The organism is Paraburkholderia sp. MM6662-R1, from assembly GCF_050436245.1.
GTDB classification, from domain to species: Bacteria; Pseudomonadota; Gammaproteobacteria; order Burkholderiales; family Burkholderiaceae; genus Paraburkholderia; species Paraburkholderia tuberum.
Window position 1 is genome coordinate 615,401 of record NZ_JBNDLV010000001.1, and the last position, 19,065, is coordinate 634,465.

The window sequence follows — 19,065 nt, forward strand, 5'->3', positions numbered from 1 at the left end:
ATGTTCGCCGACGTACGGAAGATCGCCGCGCTCGCGTGGCCCGTATTGATCGGCCAGTTGGCCATCATCGCGTTCGGCGTGATCGACACGGCGATGGTCGGGCGCTACTCGGCCGTCGATCTGGCCGCGCTCGGCCTCGGCTCGTCGATCTACGTCTCGGTCTATATCGGCCTGACCGGCATCCTGACCGCGCTGCAGCCGATCACCGCGCAGCTGTACGGCGCGCGTCGCTACGGCGAGATCGGCGAAGAGGTCCGCCAGTCATGGTGGCTTGCCGCCGCGCTGACCGTGATCGGCTTTCTGATCCTGTTCTTCCCCGGACCGCTGCTGGCGTTGTCGCGGGTGCCCGACGCGCTGCACGAGCGCACGCTCGCGTACCTGCGGATTCTCGCGTTCGGGCTGCCCGCCGGCCTCGCCTTCCGGGTCTACGGCTCCGTTGCCAATGCGCTCGCCAAACCGCGGCTCGTGATGTTCCTGCAGATCGCCGCGCTGCTGCTGAAAATTCCGCTCAATACCTGGTTCATTTTCGGCGGCCTCGGCGTGCCCGCGCTGGGCGGTCCGGGCTGCGCGCTCGCGAGCACGCTGCTCAACTGGGCACTCGCGGCGCTCGGCATGCTGCTGCTCGCGCGCGTCGACGATTTCAAGGCACTCGGCATCTTCACGCACTTCTGCTGGCCGGTCTGGAAGCGCCAGGCCGCGCAACTGCGGCTCGGTATTCCAATGGGGCTGTCGTATCTGATCGAGGTCACGTCGTACACCTTCATGGCGCTTTTCATCGCGCGTTTCGGCACGACGACGCTCGCCGGGCACCAGATCGCCGGCAACGTCGGCGCGGTGCTCTATATGACGCCGCTGTCGATCGGCATCGCGTCGTCGACGCTGGTCGCGCAGGCGCTCGGCGCGCATCGGCCGCAGGCGGCGCGCACGCTGTCGCGTCACGGCATCGCGATGGCGGTTGCGATCGCGTGCTGCTATGGCGCGCTCGTGCTCGTGCTGCGGCCGTATATCGTCGACGGCTATACGACGAACGCGCAGGTGGTGGCGAAGGCGTTGCCGCTGGTGCTGATCGTCGCCTGCTACCACCTGTTCGACGCGTTGCAGATCTCGACCGCGTTCGTGCTGCGCGCCTACAAGGTCGCGGTCGTGCCGACCATCATCTATGCGGTGGCGCTGTGGGGAGTCGGGCTCGGCGGCGGCTATGCGCTCGGCTTCGATACGACCGGCCTCACGCCGCCCTGGCTGACCGGCGCGCGCGGCTTCTGGGTCGCCAATACCGCAAGTCTCGCGATTGCCGGGCTCGGCTTGCTCGTGTACTGGCGATTCGTGAGCCAGCGCTATTTGCGCGAGGCTGCGGCGGTGCTGGTTGATTCGGCTGTTTGAGGGGATGGAGGGTTGCGAAGGCCACGAATAGCACCGACCGGACCGTCAGTTGCGCCCAAGCCGGGGTGAGAGTCGACCTGTTCTGCATCCGCCTTTCCTTCCCCACGCAGCTCAGCCCGCTCACGCCGCGTATGCGGCCTGCCCCTCCCGATCCTTGGCCTCGAAAATTTCCCGCGCCGCGAACAGCGCATTGAGCGCGGCCGGAAAGCCCGCATAAAGCGCCATCTGCATGAACACCTCGACGATCTGCTCGCGCGTGCAGCCGACGTTCAGCGCCGCCTCGATATGTACCTTCAGTTGCGGCTGCGCGCAGCCGAGGGTCGCGAGCGACGCGATCGTCGCAATCTCACGCGTGCGCAGATCGAGCTGCGGCCGGCTGTAGATATCGCCGAAGCCGAATTCAATCAACAGGCGTCCGAATTCCGGCGCGACGGGCGCGAGCGCGGCGATTACCTGCTCGCCCGCCGAACCGTCGATTTCCCTGAGCTTGTCCCAGCCCCGCGCGTAGCGGTCGTTGTGTGCGTAGTCCATTGCGAGTCCTTATCGGGATGTGAGGGCGACGAGGCTTCGTCGTCCTGTCGTGCCGGATCGGGCTCAAGCGCGCCGCTCGTGGCCGCCTCGTAGTACGCGATCTTGTCGTCGATCGCGCCGAGGTTGCTCTGCAGATCGGCGATCCGCGCGAGCAGCGCGGTGCGATGCGCAACCAGCAGGTCGCGGCGTGCGCGCATCGTCGGATGGCCTTGCGCGCGCAGCGCGGCGATCTGCTGCATGCCGGAGATCGACATGCCCGTTGCCTTCAGACGCATCACGAAGCGCAACCAGTCGAGATCGGCCGGCGAGTACAGCCGGTGCCCCGTCTGCGTGCGTCCGACCGGCCGGATCAGGCCGGCCTGTTCGTAATAGCGCAACGTGTGCGTGGACACGCCGATCGTTTCGGCGACCTGACCGATGGTGAGCGCGGTTGAGTGTTTCGACATGACGGACTCAGGTTAGGACTTCGAGTGCACTCTAAGTCAAGCGTCGGACGCTGTCATTCCTTTGCGTTGCTCATTCTTTATCGCAGACGAGTTATCGCGATCGATATCGACCGATAAATTCACCGGCACTGCATGCCGCCAAAAGCTTTAAATATTGTGTGGTGGATTTACTTGTCATCAATCGATCGGTATAAATCGTCCGCTATCTCAAATCGGGCCTGCGATTTGTCCTATGCTTAAACGCAGCGCCCGCTGACAGGATAGGTCGTCCGTTCCCGGCTAACTTTTTGCCCTCAATGGAGTGCTTGCCATGCTGAAGAAGCTTTTCATGCTTTGCGTCGCTGTGGCTTTGTCGCTGTCGGCCGGATTTGCCGCGGCCGTGGAAGTGAATACCGCCGATCAGGCCACGCTCGAATCGGTCAAGGGCATCGGCCCCGTGCATGCGAAAGCGATTCTCGCCGAACGCGCCAAAAACGGCCCGTTCAAGAACGCCGACGATCTCGCCGCGCGTGTGAAGGGCATCGGCCAGAAATCGGTCGAGAACCTCGAAGCGGCCGGACTGACGATCAACGGCTCGTCGGCACCGCCGACCGGCGCGAAGACGTCCACCAAGCCGGCCACGAAGACCACACCGGCGGCTCCCGCGGCAACCACCGCCGCCGCGCCCGCTGCCACGACGGCAGCGCCGGCCGCGGCTGCCCCCGCCTCGGCCGCGAAGCCGTCGAAGTCGAAGAAGAAGGACAAGGCCGCAGCATCCGAAGCGGCAGCCGCTTCGGCTCCGGCCGTCGCGGCTAGCGCACCGGCCGACGCGTCCGGCACCAAGGCTTCGAAGAAGAAAGCGAAGAAGAGCAAGGCGGCATCCGCCGCGGCTGCGTCCGGCGCTTGAGCCCGGCGGGGCTGCCGCCCTTGCGTTTCACCGCGACGCGCAACCGCGCGTCGACGTCACCCGCCCGGCCGTCATACGCGCCGGCATTGAAGAGAGACCGTCATGAGCCTACTCGACACCATCGGTTCCCTGCTTGGCAAATCGCCAGAAGGCGGCGGCCAGCAAGCGCTGATCGCCGCCGCGCTCGAATTCGTCAACAACCAGCCTGGTGGCCTGAACGGCCTGATCCAGCGCTTCCAGGAAAAGGGCCTCGGCGACGTCGTGTCGTCGTGGGTCGGCAATGGCGAAAACCAGCCGATCGCACCCGACGCGCTGCATAACCTGCTGGGCTCGGAAGCCGTGACCGGTCTCGCCGCCAAGGCCGGCGTCCAGCCGGATCAGGTGACGGGTCTGCTGTCGCAGATCCTGCCGCACGTCGTCAACGCGGCCACGCCGGAAGGCGAAGTGCCGGCCGATGGCAAGCTGAACGCGACCACGGTGCTCGGCGCGCTCGGCGGCCTGTCGGCGCTGCTCGGCAACAAGGGCAACGCTTAAGCACGCTGTGCGCCATGCGCTGGCGGCTTGCAGAGACCTTCGCTCCACGGTGATGCCACCGGTTTGAAATCGGCGGCCAAAAGAAAACCGGCAACGAAGTCACCTTCGTTGCCGGTTTCTTAACGTTGGCGGGAACGACTCGCCTGCCGTCGTCCCTTCGCATCATCAAGCCATCGCCTTCAGTGCACGACGCGCTCGAACAGCAGCTTGCCGTCGTCCACTTCGACCGGAATCACATCCTTCGGACCGAACTTGCCGGCCAGAATCAGCTTCGCGATCGGGTTCTCGATCTCCTGCTGGATCGCGCGCTTCAGCGGCCGCGCACCGAACAGCGGGTCGTAGCCGACCTTGCCGATGTGCTCGAGCGCCGCGTCCGACACCACCAGCTGCATGTCGAGCTTCGCGAGCCGCTCGTGCAGACGCTGCAGCTGGATCCGCGCGATCGACTGGATGTTCGAGCGATCGAGCGCATGGAACACGACGACGTCGTCGATCCGGTTCAGGAACTCGGGCCGGAAGTGCAGCTTCACCTCTTCCCACACGGCGTCCTTCACGGCTTCCTGCGGCTCGCCGACCATCGCCTGGATCACCTGCGAACCGAGGTTCGAGGTCATCACGATCACCGTGTTCTTGAAGTCGACGGTGCGGCCCTGGCCATCGGTCATACGGCCGTCGTCGAGCACCTGCAGCAGCACGTTGAACACGTCCGGATGCGCCTTCTCGATTTCGTCGAGCAGGATCACGCTATACGGCTTGCGGCGCACGGCCTCGGTCAGATAACCGCCCTCCTCGTAGCCGACGTAACCCGGCGGCGCGCCGATCAGACGCGCGACGCTGTGCTTCTCCATGAACTCGCTCATGTCGATACGGATGAGATGCTCTTCCGAATCGAACAGGAAGGACGCCAACGCCTTGCACAGCTCGGTCTTGCCGACGCCGGTCGGCCCGAGGAACAGGAACGAGCCATACGGACGGTTCGGGTCCGACAGACCCGCGCGCGAGCGGCGAATCGCATCGGCGACCGCGCTGATCGCCTCGTCCTGGCCGACCACGCGCTCATGCAGCTTCGACTCGATCTGCAGCAGCTTTTCGCGCTCGCCCTGCATCATGCGCGACACCGGAATGCCGGTGGCCCGCGACACGACCTCGGCGATTTCTTCCGCGCCGACCTGCGTGCGCAACAGACGCGGACGCTTCGGACTGTTCTGCTCCTCGGCCTCGGCGCGCGTGACTTCCTTCAACTGCGCCTCGAGACCCGGCAGCTTGCCGTACTGCAACTCGGCCACCTTCTCGAGCTTGCCCTCACGCTGCAGACGCACGATTTCCGCACGCGTCTTCTCGATCTCTTCCTTCAGTTGCGCGCTGCCCTGCACCGCCGCTTTTTCCGCGGTCCAGATTTCATCGAGGTCCGAATATTCGCGGTTGAGCCGCTCGATTTCCTCTTCGATCAGCTGCAGACGCTTCTGCGACGCTTCGTCCTTCTCCTTCTTCACCGCTTCGCGTTCGATCTTCAGCTGGATCAGACGACGGTCGAGCCGATCCATCTCCTCCGGCTTCGAGTCGATTTCCATCTTGATCTTCGACGCGGCTTCGTCGATCAGATCGATCGCCTTGTCGGGCAGGAAGCGGTCCGTGATGTAGCGATGCGACAGCTCGGCGGCCGCGACGATCGCCGGGTCGGTGATGTCGACGCCGTGGTGCAGCTCATAGCGCTCCTGCAGACCGCGCAGGATCGCGATGGTCGCCTCGACCGACGGCTCGTCCACCAGCACCTTCTGGAAACGGCGCTCGAGCGCGGCATCCTTTTCGATGTACTTGCGGTATTCGTCGAGCGTGGTCGCGCCGACGCAATGCAGTTCGCCGCGCGAGAGCGCCGGCTTCAGCATGTTGCCAGCGTCCATCGCGCCTTCGGCCTTGCCGGCGCCGACCATCGTATGAATCTCGTCGATGAAGACGATGGTTTGCCCTTCGTCCTTCGCGATGTCGTTGAGCACCGCCTTCAGGCGCTCCTCGAACTCGCCGCGATACTTGGCGCCCGCGAGCAGCGCGGCCATGTCGAGCGACAGCACGCGCTTGTTCTTCAGCGTTTCCGGCACTTCGCCGTTGACGATGCGCTGCGCGAGCCCCTCGACGATCGCGGTCTTGCCGACGCCCGGCTCGCCGATCAGCACCGGGTTGTTCTTGGTGCGGCGCTGCAGGATCTGAATGGAACGGCGGATTTCGTCGTCGCGGCCGATCACGGGGTCGAGCTTGCCTGCGCGGGCGCGCTCGGTCAGGTCGATCGTGTATTTCTTCAGCGCTTCGCGCTGGCTTTCGGCGTCCTGGCTATGCACCTGCGAGCCGCCGCGCACCGCGGCGATCGCGGTTTCGAGCGCCTTGCGCGACAACCCATGCTCGCGCGCGAGACGGCCGGCCTCGCCTTTGTCGTCGGCGACCGCGAGCAGGAACATTTCGCTCGCGACGAACGTGTCGTTGAGCTTCTGCGCTTCCTTATCGGCCTGGTTCAACAGACCGGTCAGTTCGCGGCCGATCTGCACGTTGCCATCGGTGCCTTGCACTTGGGGCAGCCGCGTGACCGCGTCGTTCAGTGCGGTTTGTAGAGGTTGTACATGCACGCCGGCGCGCGACAGCAGCGAGCGAGCGGAGCCGTCCTGCTGCGCGACGAGTGCCGCGAGCACGTGGACGGGTTCGATGTACTGATTGTCGTGGCCAACCGCCAGACTCTGGGCGTCCGCGAGCGCTTCCTGGAATTTAGTGGTGAGTTTGTCGATTCTCATCAAGAGACCTCCAATTTCGATTACCACCAAAATGAGGCGTTTTATTAGGGTTTCAAGCGCTTTTTTGGCCTCGGCCGCAACTATTTGACATTTGAGCGCAAGAACTGCCGCGATCCTTCCCCAGTGGCGCGGCCGGGCGGGTTTGCGCACCCGGGAGCCGGCCGGATGTTCTAGTTCTTGTGGCCCAGCGTCGCCGGACTGCCGCCGCGCGTGCTATCCGATACCATCGTAATCGGCGGCGGCACCATCTGAATCGTGGAGCCTAACCCGAGCAACGCCGCGAGCGGACTTTTCGGTTGCGCGACTTCGCCGATCGTAAAACGATCGTGCTCGGCGAGAAATGCGAGGTTCGCCGCCTGCAACGCGCCACGCAGCCGGCACTGCGTCGTGATGACGCAAGGCCGCTGTTGGCCCTGCCGGTCCGGCAGACAGCCGACCAGCGCAAAGTCGCTTTCCGTGACCCGCACCACGTCGCCGACGGTCAGCGACAGCGATTGCGCGCCGAGCCGCAAGCCGCCGTTGCGGCCGCGCACGGTTTCGACCCAGCCGAGCTCGCCCAGCTGCTGCACGACCTTCATCAGATGGTTCTTCGAGATGCCGTAGGCTTGCGAAATGTCCTGAATCGTCGATAATCCGTCGCCCCGCACCGCGAGGTACAGCAGCACGCGCAGCGCGTAATCCGTATAGTCGGTAAGTCTCATAGGTCCCGGTATAGCTTGAAAGGCTGCGAGCAAGCGCCTTGAACGTCCCGATAACCGCGTCGAGGCAAGGGTTGCCGGGAACGAGCGCTACGCCCTGGCATGACTGGCTGGCATGAGTGGCCGGCGGGCGTCGTTCCCCGAATCGCGCTGCAATACAGTTTCGGATAGCAATAGTAGCTTTTTCCGCATCAACCGTTTGTTAGAAAAACGGGGGGTCAAGGTTCAGTTCAGCCGTCATCGGCAACCGCAATTTTCTGGAATCCGCATGAATCCGTCTTTCCCCGCCGCGCGGCCGGTCGAACGCGCGGCCGAACCCACCGACGCCAATATCCGCGACCTCGTCTATGGCTTTTACGATCGCGTGCGTGCCGACCCGCTGCTCGGTCCGGTCTTCGACGCGAAGCTCGCGGGCCGCTGGGACGACCATCTGCCGAAGATGTGCACATTCTGGAGCAGCCTCGTGCTCGGCGCGAAGCAGTATCGCGGCAACGTGCAGCAGGCGCATCAGCCGCTCGAAGGCATCGAGCCGCAGCATTTCAGCCGCTGGCTGTATCTGTTCCTCGATACGGTCGAATCGCGCTATCAGCCGGCCGCGGCGGTCCGTTTCATGGAGCCGGCGCTGCGGATCGCGCAGAGTCTGCAGCTGAGCCGTTTCGGCTGGGATTACAAGATCCCGCCGGAGCAGCAGGCGCTGCTCGAGCGGGTGGCGCCGAAGCGTCGGCCGCGAGTTGGCGACGTTGACGACGATGGCGAGCATCCGTCGCGGCAGGCTGGGGAGCCGTTTCCGGTGCCGATCACCGGACGCTCGCGGGACGAGTGAACGTCGACGCGCCGACGCCCCTCACACAAAGACGCCGCGTGCGCCGTCGCAACTCCGCGGCCCGCGACTCGTTTACTCCGGAGTCCGATTTCCCGAATCGATTCCCCAGCGCGCGAGCGCGGCATCGTCGGTCACGCGCGCGTCGACCCAGCGCTCGCCCGCGTCGGTTTTCTCCTTCTTCCAGAATGGCGCTTCGGTCTTCAGATAGTCCATCACGAATTCACACGACGCAAACGCGTCGCCGCGATGCGCGGCCGTCGTCGCAACGAGCACGATCTGATCGAGCGGATACAGCTTGCCGACGCGATGCACGATCAGCACCTCGATGCCCGGCCAGCGTTCGCGCGCACGCTCGACGATCGCCTCGAGCGACTTCTCCGTCATGCCCGGATAATGCTCGAGCTCCATCGTCTCGACCGCGCTGCCCTCGTTGAGATCGCGCACGGTGCCGACGAAGCACGCGAGCGCGCCGATCCTCGGATTGCGCGCGCGCAGCGCGGCCACCTCGGCGCTGAGGTCGAAGTCTTCGGTCTGGACGCGAACGGGCATGGACAGCTCCTGAGGGCTTTTGTCGCTGGCGTGAACGTGATGTGCGAGAGCGCGGTTCAGCCGCCGGTGACGGGCGGAAAGAACGCGACCTCGCAGCCCTCGGTGATGCGGGTGCTCGCGCCGGTCATCACGTGGTTGCAGGCCATGCGCAGCGCGCGGCCTTCGGCGAGCGTCTCGGCCCAGATGCCGCCACGCACGCGCAGCCACGCGCGCACATCGCCGACGGTCGCGATGCCGTCGGGCACCTCGACGCTTTCGTCGGACGTATTGAGCGCTTCACGCACGCTCGCAAAATATCGGAGTTCAATCTTCATCGGGATACCGTCGGTCTATGCCGCGCATGCCGCGGATGACCGGCCTCAGTTCAACAGTTCGGAAAACGGAATGAAGCGCACGGTTTCGCCGGCGCTGATCGCGTGGTTCGGCGGATTGTCGATCAGACCGTCGCCCCACACGGTCGACGTCAACACGGCCGAACTCTGATTGGCAAACAGATCGAGCCCTCCCGCCACGTTGACGCGCGCGCGCAGGAACTCGTTGCGGCGATCGGCCTTGCCCTGCGTGAAGTCCGCGCGCAGCGACAGCGCGCGCGGCGCGACCGCCTGCACGCCGGCCAGCCGCAGTACGAACGGACGCACGAACAGCAGGAACGTCACGAAGCTCGACACCGGATTGCCGGGCAGGCCGATGAAAAACGTTTCGGCCGGCTCGCCCCCATTTGCACCACCCGCACCACCCGCACCACGCCGCACCGCGCCGAACGCGAGCGGCTTGCCCGGCTTCATGGCGATCTGCCACATCGACAGACGCCCTTCGGCCTCCACCGCCGGCTTCACGTGATCCTCCTCGCCGACCGACACGCCGCCGCAGGTGAGAATCAGATCGTGCGCCTCGGCGGCTTCGCGCAGCGTCGCGCGGGTCGCGTCGAGTTGATCGGCGACGATGCCATAGTCGGTCACGTCGCAGCCGAGCTTCTCGAGCAGGCCGCGCAGCGTGAAGCGATTCGAGTTGTAGATCGCGCCGGGCTTCAGCGGCTCGCCGGGCATCGTCAGTTCGTCGCCGGTGAAGAATACGGCGACTTTCACGCGGCGGCGCACCTCGAGCCGCGCGCATCCGACCGACGCGGCAAGCCCCAACGCCTGCGGCGTGAGCCGCGTGCCGGCCGGCAGGATCACCGAGCCCGCGCGAATATCGGCGCCCTGTGCGGTGATCCACTCGCCCGCCTGCGGACGATGCACGAGCGTCACCTCGTCGCCAGCCGCCTCGGTCTGCTCCTGCATCACGACCGCGTCCGCGCCGGCGGGCACCGTCGCGCCGGTGAAGATGCGTGCCGCGCTGTTGGGCGCGAGCGGCGTCGGCGCATGGCCGGCCGGAATGCGTTGCGAGACCGGCAGGCGCCTGCCGTGCGCGAGATCGGCGATGCGGACCGCGTAGCCGTCCATCGCGCTCGTGTTCATCGGCGGCACGTCGAGCGGCGACGTGACGTCGGTGGCGAGCACGCGATTCAGCGCGTCGAGCGTCGGCAGCGTTTCGATATCGTCGAGCGCGCGCGCGGCGTCGAGCAGGATCGCCAGCGCATCGGCAGTGGCGAGCATCGGAGCGCGGGACGTGGGTGTGGACATCTGGAGGGTGGAAGCCGCAGGTTAAAAGAACATTGTAGCGGCCGATGCCGTTAGCCTGGGCGGCCGGGCGTTATGGGGAGCTGTTTGTGTTTTTCGATGCGTGGCCGCGGAGGGTGCGGCCAGCGTTTTCTCGTAGTGCGGGCGTGAGCGTCGATCAACGCGAAGCGACACGCGGCCCCGCTCGCCCTTATTCGCCGGTATTCGCGACGATGAAGTCCTTCACCCGCTGCGCATCCGCGGGCACGACCTCGAAGCGCTGCGGCAGCGACTCGAGCCCCGAGAACGCCGCCGGCCGCTCCGGTTCGCGCAGCAGCGCCTCGCGGATCGTCTCGCCGAACTTGATCGGCTGCGCGGTCTCGAGCACGATCATCGGAATGCCGGACTGCAGATGCTCGCGCGCGACCTTCACGCCGTCGGCCGTGTGCGTGTCGATCATCGTGTCGTAACGCTGGAACACGTCGCGGATCGTGTCGACGCGGGTGTCGTGGCTGCTGCTGCCCGACACGAAACCGAACTCCCTTACGCGCGCGAAGTCGCCACTTGCCGCGAGATCGAAACCGCCCTTCTCCTCGACGTCGCGGAACAGTTGCAGCACGCGCGCCGGATCGCGGCCGAGCAGGTCGTACACGAAGCGCTCGAAGTTCGATGCCTTCGAGATGTCCATGCTCGGGCTGCTCGTGTGATACGTCTCGGCCGCCTTGCGTACGCGGTAAATACCAGTGCGGAAGAACTCGTCGAGCACGTCGTTCTCGTTGGTCGCGACGACGAGCTTCTCGATCGGCAGACCCATCATGCGCGCGATATGACCCGCGCACACGTTGCCGAAGTTGCCCGACGGCACCGTGAACGACACGCGCTCGGCGTTCGACTTCGTCGCGGCAAAGTAGCCCTTGAAGTAATAGACGACCTGCGCGACGACCCGCGCCCAGTTGATCGAGTTGACCGTGCCGATCTTGTACTTCGCCTTGAACGCGTGATCGTTCGACACCGCCTTCACGATGTCCTGCGCGTCGTCGAACACGCCTTGCACCGCGAGGTTGAAGATGTTCGGGTCTTGCAGGCTGTACATCTGCGCGGTCTGGAACGCGCTCATCTTGTTGTGCGGCGACAGCATGAACACGCGGATGCCCTTCTTGCCGCGCATCGCGTATTCAGCGGCGCTGCCGGTGTCGCCCGACGTCGCGCCGAGAATGTTCAGCGTTTCGCCATGCTTCGCGAGCGCGTACTCGAACAGGTTGCCGATCAGCTGCATTGCCATGTCCTTGAACGCGAGCGTCGGACCGTTCGACAGTTCGAGCAGCGACAGCGGCGCGCCGTCTTCGACGCCGAGCGTCTTCAGCGGCGTGATCTGCGCGGCGCTTTCGTCGTCGCGCACGTTGCAGTAGGTCGCGGCCGTGTAGGTCTTGCGCGTCAGTGCGCGCAGGTCGTCGGCGGGAATGTCGTCGCAGAACTTCGACAGGATCTCGAAGGCGAGATCCGCGTACGGCAGCGTGCGCCAGCGCGTGAGTTCATCCGGGGTGACGCGCGGATAGTCGGCCGGCAGATACAGGCCGCCGTCTTTCGCGAGACCGCCGAGCAGGATCTCGGAGAAGGTATGGCGCTCGCCGGCTCCGGCGCCGCGCGTGGAGAGGTAGTTCATAGTTCGGCCTAGTTCAGCGCTTCCATGCGCAGCTTCGTGACTTGCGAGACGACGGTCTCGAGCGCCTCGATCGACCTGATCGCGGCATTGACCTGCTTTTCGACCGTCTCGTGCGTGATCAGCAGAATGTCGGTTTCGCCCTTGCCGTTCGCGTCGACGAGCTCCGATTCCTTTTGCAGCAGCGCATCGATCGAAATGCCGGTGTCCGCCAGAATGCGCGTGATGTCGGCGAGCACGCCGGTCACGTCGGCGACGCGCAGGCGCAGGTAGTAGCCGCTCGTGACTTCTTCGATCGGCAGGATCGGGGTGTTCGACAGGCTGTCCGGCTGGAATGCCAGATGCGGCACGCGGTGCTCGGGGTCGGCCGTGTGCAGACGCGTCACGTCGACGAGATCGGCGACCACGGCGGAAGCCGTCGGCTCGGCGCCCGCGCCCTTGCCGTAGTACAGCGTCGTGCCGACCGCGTCGCCATGCACGACGACCGCGTTCATCGCGCCTTCCACATTCGCAAGCAGGCGCTTTTCCGGAATCAACGTGGGGTGCACGCGCAGCTCGATGCCCTTGTCGGTGCGGCGCGTGATGCCGAGCAGCTTGATGCGGTAGCCGAGCTCCTCGGCGTATTTGATGTCGATCGCGGCGAGCTTGCTGATGCCTTCGACGTACGCGCGGTCGAACTGCACCGGCACGCCGAACGCGATCGCGCTCATGATCGTCGCTTTGTGCGCCGCGTCGACGCCCTCGATGTCGAAGGTCGGGTCGGCTTCCGCGTAGCCGAGCTCCTGCGCGGCCTTCAGCGCGGTCGCGAAATCGAGCCCACGGTCACGCATCTCCGACAGGATGTAGTTCGTCGTGCCGTTGATGATGCCCGCGATGTACTGGATGCGGTTCGCCGTCAGCCCTTCGCGCAGTGCCTTGATGATCGGAATGCCACCCGCCACCGCCGACTCGAACGCGACCATCACGCCGTTCGCGCGCGCCGCCTCGAAAATCTCCGTGCCATGCACCGCGAGCAGCGCCTTGTTGGCGGTGACCACGTGCTTGCCGTTGTTGATCGCGCGCAGCACGAGGTCGCGCGCGATGCCGGTGCCGCCGATCATTTCCGCGACGATCGCGATCGAAGGATCGTCGACGACCGCGTTGAAGTCATCGGTCAGCGCCACGCTGCCGGCTTCGCCGCCGAGCGCCGCGGTCGCCTTGGCCGGGTTGCGCACGGCAATGCGCGCAATCTCGATGCCGCGACCCGCGCGACGTTTGATTTCTTCCTGATTGCGGCGCAGTACCGTGAAGGTCCCGCTGCCTACCGTGCCGAAGCCCAGCAGTCCAACTTTGATCGGTTCCATGCAGCGTGTGTTTCTAGTAGAGGTTTGAAAAGGGTGTCGGGGGTGGCACGAGCGGCGCGCCTCATTTGACACATCAGGCGCCACATCGTACGCGACCCCGGCTCAGGCTGTGTGACGTTTGCGGTAGCCGTCGAGGAAGCGCGCGATCCGGTTGATCGAATCCGCGAGGTCGTCGACGTTCGGCAGGAACACGACACGGAAGTGATCCGGCGTCTTCCAGTTGAAGCCAGTGCCCTGCACGAGCAGCACGCGCTCTTCGAGCAGCAGGTCGAGGATGAACTGCTGGTCGTTCTGGATCGGATACACCTTCGGGTCGAGGCGCGGGAACATGTACAGCGCCGCCTCGGGCTTCACGCAGCTCACGCCGGGGATCGCCGTCAGCATGTCGTAGGCGAGCTCGCGCTGCTTGTACAGGCGCCCGCCCGGCACGATCAGGTCGTTGATGCTCTGATAGCCGCCGAGCGCGGTCTGGATCGCGTACTGGCCGGGCACGTTCGGGCACAGCCGCATCGACGCGAGGATGCCGAGCCCTTCCAGATAGTCTTTCGCGAGCCGGCGGTTCTCGCCGGTCAGGCCCGAAATGGCCATCCAGCCGGCGCGATAGCCGCACGAGCGGTAGCTCTTCGACAGGCTGTTGAACGTGACGGTCAGCACGTCTTCGGACAGCGACGCCAGCGACGTGTGCGTCTTGCCGTCGTAGACGATCTTGTCGTACACCTCGTCGGCGAAGATCACGAGGCCGTGCTGGCGCGCGATCTCGATCAGGCCGAGCAGCAGTTCGTCCGAGTACAGCGCGCCGGTCGGGTTGTTCGGGTTGATCACGACCAGCGCGCGCGTGTTCGGCGTGATTTTCGCGCGGATGTCATCGAGGTCGGGCATCCAGCTATTCGACTCGTCGCAGATGTAGTGCACCGGCGTGCCGCCCGCGAGGCTCACGCCGGCGGTCCACAGCGGGTAATCGGGCGCGGGCAGCAGCACTTCGTCGCCGTCGTTGACGAGGCCCTGGAGCGCCATCACGATCAGCTCGGACGCGCCGTTGCCGAGGTAGACGTCGTCCAGTTCGACGCCGTGCACGCCCTTTTTCTGCGTGTAGTGCATGATCGCCTTGCGCGCGGCGAACACGCCCTTCGAGTCGGAGTAGCCCGACGAGCTGGGCAGGTTCAGGATCATGTCCTGAATGATCTCGTCCGGCGCCTCGAAGCCGAACGGTGCCAGATTGCCGATGTTCAGCTTGATGATGCGGTGACCCTCTTCTTCGAGCCGCTTCGCATGTTCGAGGACGGGCCCGCGAATGTCGTAGCAGACATTCAACAACTTGTTGGATTTGAGAATCGGTTTCACGGCGGGCACTTCATCCTGGTTGATGGCTGGGGCAAACCTTGGGCAAACGGGGCCTGGCTGACGACGCCGGGCCGCTCTGATTCACCGCTACGGGGAATTCGGACGCGGCGGCGACGGCGACGGCGGCCAGCCGCGAAATGGGTCGAACTGTCGAGCGGCTGCGGCTTTCCGGGTTCCGGCGTGGAAAAAAACGCAGCGAAAGCGGGCGATGCCAACCCAGGTGGCCGGTGGGCCACGCCGATGCGCACAGCGCGGCTTGTGGCGGCGCTTGGGCGAGGGGCGCCGCAAGGCGGCTAAAAAGTTATAATTTAGCGGATTTTGGCCGACTTCCGCAATGCACCACCGCATCGGCAAGCCTTTTCGGCCTTCTCGTGTGTGACACGCGTCGAACCGCGCGGCCTGTGCGACGTGCAGCCAGGCCGGCAACACGCATGACGTCTCACGACGACTTCGGAAAACCAATTTGAAACTACATCAGGATTCCAGCGGCGCGCTCAATACCGTTACCGGCTATGGCGCCGACTACGTCGAAATCAATCTGGTGCGTCACGCGGGCAGTATTCTCGTGCTGCCGGACGCGCCGGTCATTCCCTGGCCCGTCTCGTCGTTCGAGCAGTTGAGCGCCGAGCATTTCGCGATGCTGGTCGACGCCGCGCCCGAAGTGGTCGTGTTCGGCAGCGGCGAGCGGCTGCGCTTTCCGCACCCGCGCCTGACCGCCGCGCTGACCGCGAAACGCATCGGCGTAGAAACGATGGACTTCAAGGCCGCCTGCCGCACCTACAACATTCTGATGGCCGAGGGCCGCAAGGTCGCGGCCGCGTTGCTGATCGAGGCCTGAGCGTGCCTGGCGCCGGCGCGCCCGGCCGGCCCGGTTCTGGCCCCCCGCGTCGCGCCCGTGCGCGCGCCGTCGATAACAAGAAGGGTTGATATTTCATGAACGATACGCCGTCGAGGCTACCGCTCAATCGCACCGCGATCCTGTTGCTGGTGCTGGTTCTCGCCGTGATCTGGTTCGTGCCGCTCGGCTGGCGCCATCTGCTGCCGAGCGACGAAGGCCGCTACGCCGAAATGGCGCGCGAAATGTTCCTGACCGGCGACTGGATCACGCCGCGCTACAACGGCTACAAGTACTTCGAGAAGCCGCCGCTGCAAACCTGGGCGAACGCGCTGACGTTCGCGTGGTTCGGCATCGGCGAATGGCAGGCGCGTCTCTACACCGCGCTGACGGGCTTCGCCGGCGTGCTGCTGATCGGCTTTACCGGCGCCCGCGTGTTCAACGCGGCGACCGGCGTGTTCGCGGCACTCGTGCTCGCCTGTTCGCCGTACTGGAACCTGATGGGCCACTTCAATACGCTCGACATGGGCCTGTCGCTCTGGATGGCGCTCACGCTGTGCGCGCTGCTGCTCGCCCAGCGCCCGAACCTGCGGCCCCCATGCGTGCGCGGCTGGATGTGGGTGTGCTGGGCGTCGATGGCGCTGGCGGTGCTCTCGAAGGGCCTGGTTGGGCTGATCCTGCCGGGCGCGGTGCTGGTGCTCTACACGCTGATCGCGCGCGACTGGGCGCTGTGGAAGCGTCTGCATCTGGTGAGCGGGCTGATCGTTTTTCTCGCGATCGTGACGCCGTGGTTCGTCCTCGTGCAGCAGCGCAATCCGGAATTCCTGAACTTCTTCTTCGTCGTTCAGCAGTTCAAGCGCTATCTGACGCCCGAGCAGAATCGCCCCGGCGCGTTCTACTACTTCGTGCCAGTACTGCTGGTGGGCTTCCTGCCGTGGCTGTCGGTAACCGTGCAAAGCGTGCGCCACGCGTGGCGCCAGCCGCGTCAGCCGAACGGCTTCGCGCCGGTCACGCTGATGCTCACGTGGATCGTCTTCATTTTCCTGTTCTTCAGCGCGTCGCACTCGAAGCTGCTGTCCTACACGCTGCCGATCGCGCCGCCGATCGCGATGCTGATCGGCATGTATCTGCCGCTCGTCACGCGCGAGCAGCTGCGCCGGCATCTGGCGGGCTACGCGCTGTTTTTCGTGGTCGCCGCGTTCGCGGCGCTGTTCCTGCCGCGCTTCGGCACTGCGCGCAATCCGGCCGAGCTGTATGCCGAATACCGCGTGTGGGTGCTCGCCGCGCTAGCCGTCGCGTTCGTGCTCACGCTGTTCGCGCTGTGGCTGAACCGCCGCGGCCAGGGCGGCGTGGGCGCCAACGCGCGAGTCGGTCTCGGCAGCCTCGCCGCGTTCGGCGCGGGCTGGCTGCTGCTCGGCACCATCGCGGGCACCGGCCACGACGTGTTCGGGCGCCTGAGTTCCGGCGCGCCGCTCGCGCCCGCGATCAAGGCCGAGCTCGCGAAGCTGCCGCCCGACACGCCGTTCTACTCGGTCGGCGTGCTCGACCACACGCTGCCGTTCTACGTCGGCCACACGATGATCATGGTCGCGCACCCGGACGAGCTCGCATTCGGCGTGTCCGTCGAGCCGCAAAAATGGGTGCCGACGGTCGACGCGTGGATCGAGCGCTGGAAGGCCGATCGCTACGCGCTCGCGCTGATCCCGCCGCCGACCTACGACCGCCTCGTCAAGCAAGGCGTGCCGATGCAGGTGATCGCGCGCGATCCGCGCCGCGTGGTGGTGATGAAGCCGCTCGCCGACGCGGCTGCCGCCGCCCCGGCCGCAGCGGCGGCGGCAGCACCCGCTACCCCCGCTAACGCCGCCTCGGCAGTCGTGGAAGTGAGGCCCGCGGCATCGGCCACGCCGGCCCCCGTCTCCACGCCCGCGGCAAAGCCCTAACCCTTTCGAGAACCAGACCGTTCGATGAACCCGATTTCCCTGTTCTGCATCCTGGCCGGCGTCACGCTGAATGCCGGCGCGCAGTTGCTGCTCAAGGCCGGCACGAATGCCGTTGGACACTTCGAATTCACCCGTGCGAACATCCTGCCCATCGGCTTCAAGCTGGCAACCCAGCCGCCGATCATCGGCGGACTCGCCTGCTACGTGATCAGCGTGGCGGTGTGGATCATCGGGCTCTCGCGCGTGGACGTGTCGATCGCCTATCCGATGCTGTCACTGGGCTACGTCGTCAACGCGATCGCCGCGTGGTACCTGTTCGGCGAAGTGATGTCGGTGCAGAAGCTGGTCGGCATCGGCATCATTCTCGTCGGCGTGGTCGTGCTCGCGCGCAGCTAGGCGCGGCGCCCCGCGTAGGAACCGGCGCGGCACACGCGCCGCCTAAGCGTGACGTAAGGTAGGCCGCGGTAAGCTGAGCGGTTGCGTTTTTTAAGCCGCGGCCTTGGGTTTGCGGGTAGTTTGTGGTTTACTTCGCGCCCGTCGGGCCGCGCCCCTTTCAATCGAGCGATGCATTCATGAGCCAGTCACAAGTCCCGTTTTTGCCGTTTGTCAAACCCGAGATCGACGAGGAAACGATCCAGGGCGTCGCCGACGTGCTGCGTTCCGGCTGGATCACCACCGGCCCGCAGAACCAGAAGTTCGAGGCCGCGCTGTCCGAGTTCTGCGGCGGCCGCCCGGTGCGCACCTTCAATTCCGGTACCGCGACGCTCGAAATCGGCCTGCGCATCGCCGGCGTCGGTCCCGGCGACGAAGTGATCACAACGCCGGCCACCTGGGTGTCGACCTGCAACGTGATCCTCGAAACCGGCGCGACGCCAGTGTTCGCCGACATCGACCCGATCACGCGCAACATCGATCTCGACCTGCTCGAAAAAGCGATCACGCCGCGCACCAAGGCGTTGCTGCCGGTGTTCCTGTCGGGCCTGCCGGTCGACATGGACCGTCTGTACGAGATCGCCCGCGCGCACGAGCTGCGCGTGATCGAAGACGCCGCGCAGGCATTCGGCTCCACCTGGAACGGCGAGCGCATCGGCAAGCTCGGCGACATCGTGTCGTTCAGCTTCCACGCGAACAAGAACCTGACCTCGGTCGAAGGCGGCGCGCTGGTGCTGAACAACGAGGAAGAAGCGGTGCTCGCGCAGAAGTACCGGCTGCAGGGCATCACGCGCACCGGCTTCGACGGCATGGACTGCGACGTGCTCGGCGGCAAGTACAACCTGACCGACGTCGCCGCGCGTGTCGGCCTCGGCCAGCTGCCGCATCTCGAGCGCTTCATCGCGCAGCGCAAGAAGCTCGTGCGCGCGTACTTCGCGCAACTCGAAGGCGGCGCGGCCGTTCAGCTCGGCGTCGGCCTGCCGCCCGCGGACTTCGAAAACAGCAACTGGCACATGTTCCAGATCACGCTGCCGCTCGAAAAACTGTCGATCGACCGCGCCGGCTTCATGGGCGAGCTGAAGGAGCGCGGCATCGGCTCGGGCGTGCACTACCCGGCGCTGCACCTGTTTTCCCTGTACCGCGCGCGCGGCTTCAAGGAAGGCATGTTCCCGCACGCGGAGCGCTTCGGCGCCACCACCGTCACGCTGCCACTCTTCACGCTGATGAACGAAGGCGACGTCGAGCGCGTGTGCCGCGCGGTCAACGAAATTTGCGAACACTACGGAAAATAA

Annotated in this window: 18 protein-coding genes; 8 read left to right on the forward strand and 10 right to left on the reverse strand. The window is 65.4% G+C overall.

Translation table 11 applies throughout. The features are described from left to right. Positions 1 to 1,380: an MATE family efflux transporter gene (locus OKW39_RS02830; RefSeq protein WP_429361335.1), complete on the forward strand. Its 1,380-nt coding sequence runs from the start codon at positions 1 to 3 to the stop codon at positions 1,378 to 1,380. 120 nt (positions 1,381 to 1,500) lie between these two features. Here OKW39_RS02830 and OKW39_RS02835 read toward each other — a convergent pair whose 3' ends face one another. Both OKW39_RS02835 and OKW39_RS02840 read right to left on the reverse strand, forming a co-directional pair. Then, the gene (locus OKW39_RS02835; RefSeq protein ID WP_090804613.1) at positions 1,501 to 1,911 is read right to left on the reverse strand and encodes a carboxymuconolactone decarboxylase family protein; all 411 of its coding nucleotides are present in this window, start codon (positions 1,909 to 1,911) and stop codon (positions 1,501 to 1,503) included. After that, the gene (locus OKW39_RS02840; protein ID WP_090804611.1) at positions 1,830 to 2,357 is read right to left on the reverse strand and encodes a MerR family transcriptional regulator; all 528 of its coding nucleotides are present in this window, start codon (positions 2,355 to 2,357) and stop codon (positions 1,830 to 1,832) included. Before OKW39_RS02840 ends, OKW39_RS02835 begins: the two co-directional genes overlap by 82 nt. Before the next feature lie 310 nt (positions 2,358 to 2,667). On the opposite strand from OKW39_RS02840, the gene OKW39_RS02845 reads away from it, so the two are divergent. Both OKW39_RS02845 and OKW39_RS02850 read left to right on the forward strand, forming a co-directional pair. After that, a complete protein-coding gene (locus OKW39_RS02845) occupies positions 2,668 to 3,243 on the forward strand; it encodes a ComEA family DNA-binding protein (protein WP_429562000.1) in 576 nt (191 codons plus the stop codon). A gap of 102 nt (positions 3,244 to 3,345) precedes the next feature. Further along, the gene (locus tag OKW39_RS02850; protein WP_429562001.1) at positions 3,346 to 3,777 is read left to right on the forward strand and encodes a YidB family protein; all 432 of its coding nucleotides are present in this window, start codon (positions 3,346 to 3,348) and stop codon (positions 3,775 to 3,777) included. Positions 3,778 to 3,956: 179 nt separating this feature from the next. Here the strand turns inward: OKW39_RS02850 and clpB are convergent, their stop codons facing one another. Further along, positions 3,957 to 6,554, reverse strand: a complete 2,598-nt coding sequence (gene clpB, locus OKW39_RS02855) for an ATP-dependent chaperone ClpB (RefSeq protein WP_090804607.1) — start codon at positions 6,552 to 6,554, stop codon at positions 3,957 to 3,959. A gap of 170 nt (positions 6,555 to 6,724) precedes the next feature. Next, positions 6,725 to 7,255, reverse strand: a complete 531-nt coding sequence (locus tag OKW39_RS02860) for an Rrf2 family transcriptional regulator (protein ID WP_429562002.1) — start codon at positions 7,253 to 7,255, stop codon at positions 6,725 to 6,727. Positions 7,256 to 7,520: 265 nt separating this feature from the next. On the opposite strand from OKW39_RS02860, the gene OKW39_RS02865 reads away from it, so the two are divergent. After that, a complete protein-coding gene (locus OKW39_RS02865) occupies positions 7,521 to 8,075 on the forward strand; it encodes a group III truncated hemoglobin (protein ID WP_429562003.1) in 555 nt (184 codons plus the stop codon). 72 nt (positions 8,076 to 8,147) lie between these two features. Here OKW39_RS02865 and OKW39_RS02870 read toward each other — a convergent pair whose 3' ends face one another. The 6 genes from OKW39_RS02870 to OKW39_RS02895 form a co-directional block, all read right to left on the reverse strand. After that, on the reverse strand, positions 8,148 to 8,624 hold the full coding sequence (locus tag OKW39_RS02870; RefSeq protein ID WP_090804601.1) for a molybdenum cofactor biosynthesis protein MoaE: 477 nt from the start codon (positions 8,622 to 8,624) through the stop codon (positions 8,148 to 8,150). A gap of 56 nt (positions 8,625 to 8,680) precedes the next feature. Further along, positions 8,681 to 8,938 (reverse strand): molybdopterin converting factor subunit 1, encoded by a 258-nt coding sequence (gene moaD / locus OKW39_RS02875; RefSeq protein WP_090804599.1) that lies wholly within the window; start codon positions 8,936 to 8,938, stop codon positions 8,681 to 8,683. A 45-nt stretch (positions 8,939 to 8,983) separates the two neighbouring features. Next, the gene (locus OKW39_RS02880) at positions 8,984 to 10,219 is read right to left on the reverse strand and encodes a molybdopterin molybdotransferase MoeA (protein ID WP_429562004.1); all 1,236 of its coding nucleotides are present in this window, start codon (positions 10,217 to 10,219) and stop codon (positions 8,984 to 8,986) included. Between the two features lie 214 nt (positions 10,220 to 10,433). Beyond that, positions 10,434 to 11,885 (reverse strand): threonine synthase, encoded by a 1,452-nt coding sequence (gene thrC / locus OKW39_RS02885; protein WP_429562005.1) that lies wholly within the window; start codon positions 11,883 to 11,885, stop codon positions 10,434 to 10,436. A gap of 8 nt (positions 11,886 to 11,893) precedes the next feature. Then, positions 11,894 to 13,225, reverse strand: a complete 1,332-nt coding sequence (locus tag OKW39_RS02890; protein WP_090804593.1) for a homoserine dehydrogenase — start codon at positions 13,223 to 13,225, stop codon at positions 11,894 to 11,896. Between the two features lie 102 nt (positions 13,226 to 13,327). After that, entirely contained in the window at positions 13,328 to 14,575 is a 1,248-nt protein-coding gene (locus OKW39_RS02895; RefSeq protein WP_090804591.1) for a pyridoxal phosphate-dependent aminotransferase, read from the reverse strand. 454 nt (positions 14,576 to 15,029) lie between these two features. On the opposite strand from OKW39_RS02895, the gene OKW39_RS02900 reads away from it, so the two are divergent. From OKW39_RS02900 to OKW39_RS02915, 4 genes are all read left to right on the forward strand, one after another. Beyond that, positions 15,030 to 15,404: an Mth938-like domain-containing protein gene (locus OKW39_RS02900; protein WP_090804589.1), complete on the forward strand. Its 375-nt coding sequence runs from the start codon at positions 15,030 to 15,032 to the stop codon at positions 15,402 to 15,404. Positions 15,405 to 15,499: 95 nt separating this feature from the next. Then, positions 15,500 to 17,341, forward strand: a complete 1,842-nt coding sequence (locus tag OKW39_RS02905) for a glycosyltransferase family 39 protein (RefSeq protein WP_429336371.1) — start codon at positions 15,500 to 15,502, stop codon at positions 17,339 to 17,341. A gap of 24 nt (positions 17,342 to 17,365) precedes the next feature. Beyond that, on the forward strand, positions 17,366 to 17,737 hold the full coding sequence (locus OKW39_RS02910; RefSeq protein WP_013089326.1) for an SMR family transporter: 372 nt from the start codon (positions 17,366 to 17,368) through the stop codon (positions 17,735 to 17,737). A 176-nt stretch (positions 17,738 to 17,913) separates the two neighbouring features. Further along, positions 17,914 to 19,065, forward strand: coding sequence for a DegT/DnrJ/EryC1/StrS family aminotransferase (locus tag OKW39_RS02915; protein ID WP_429562006.1), 1,152 nt, complete (start codon positions 17,914 to 17,916; stop codon positions 19,063 to 19,065).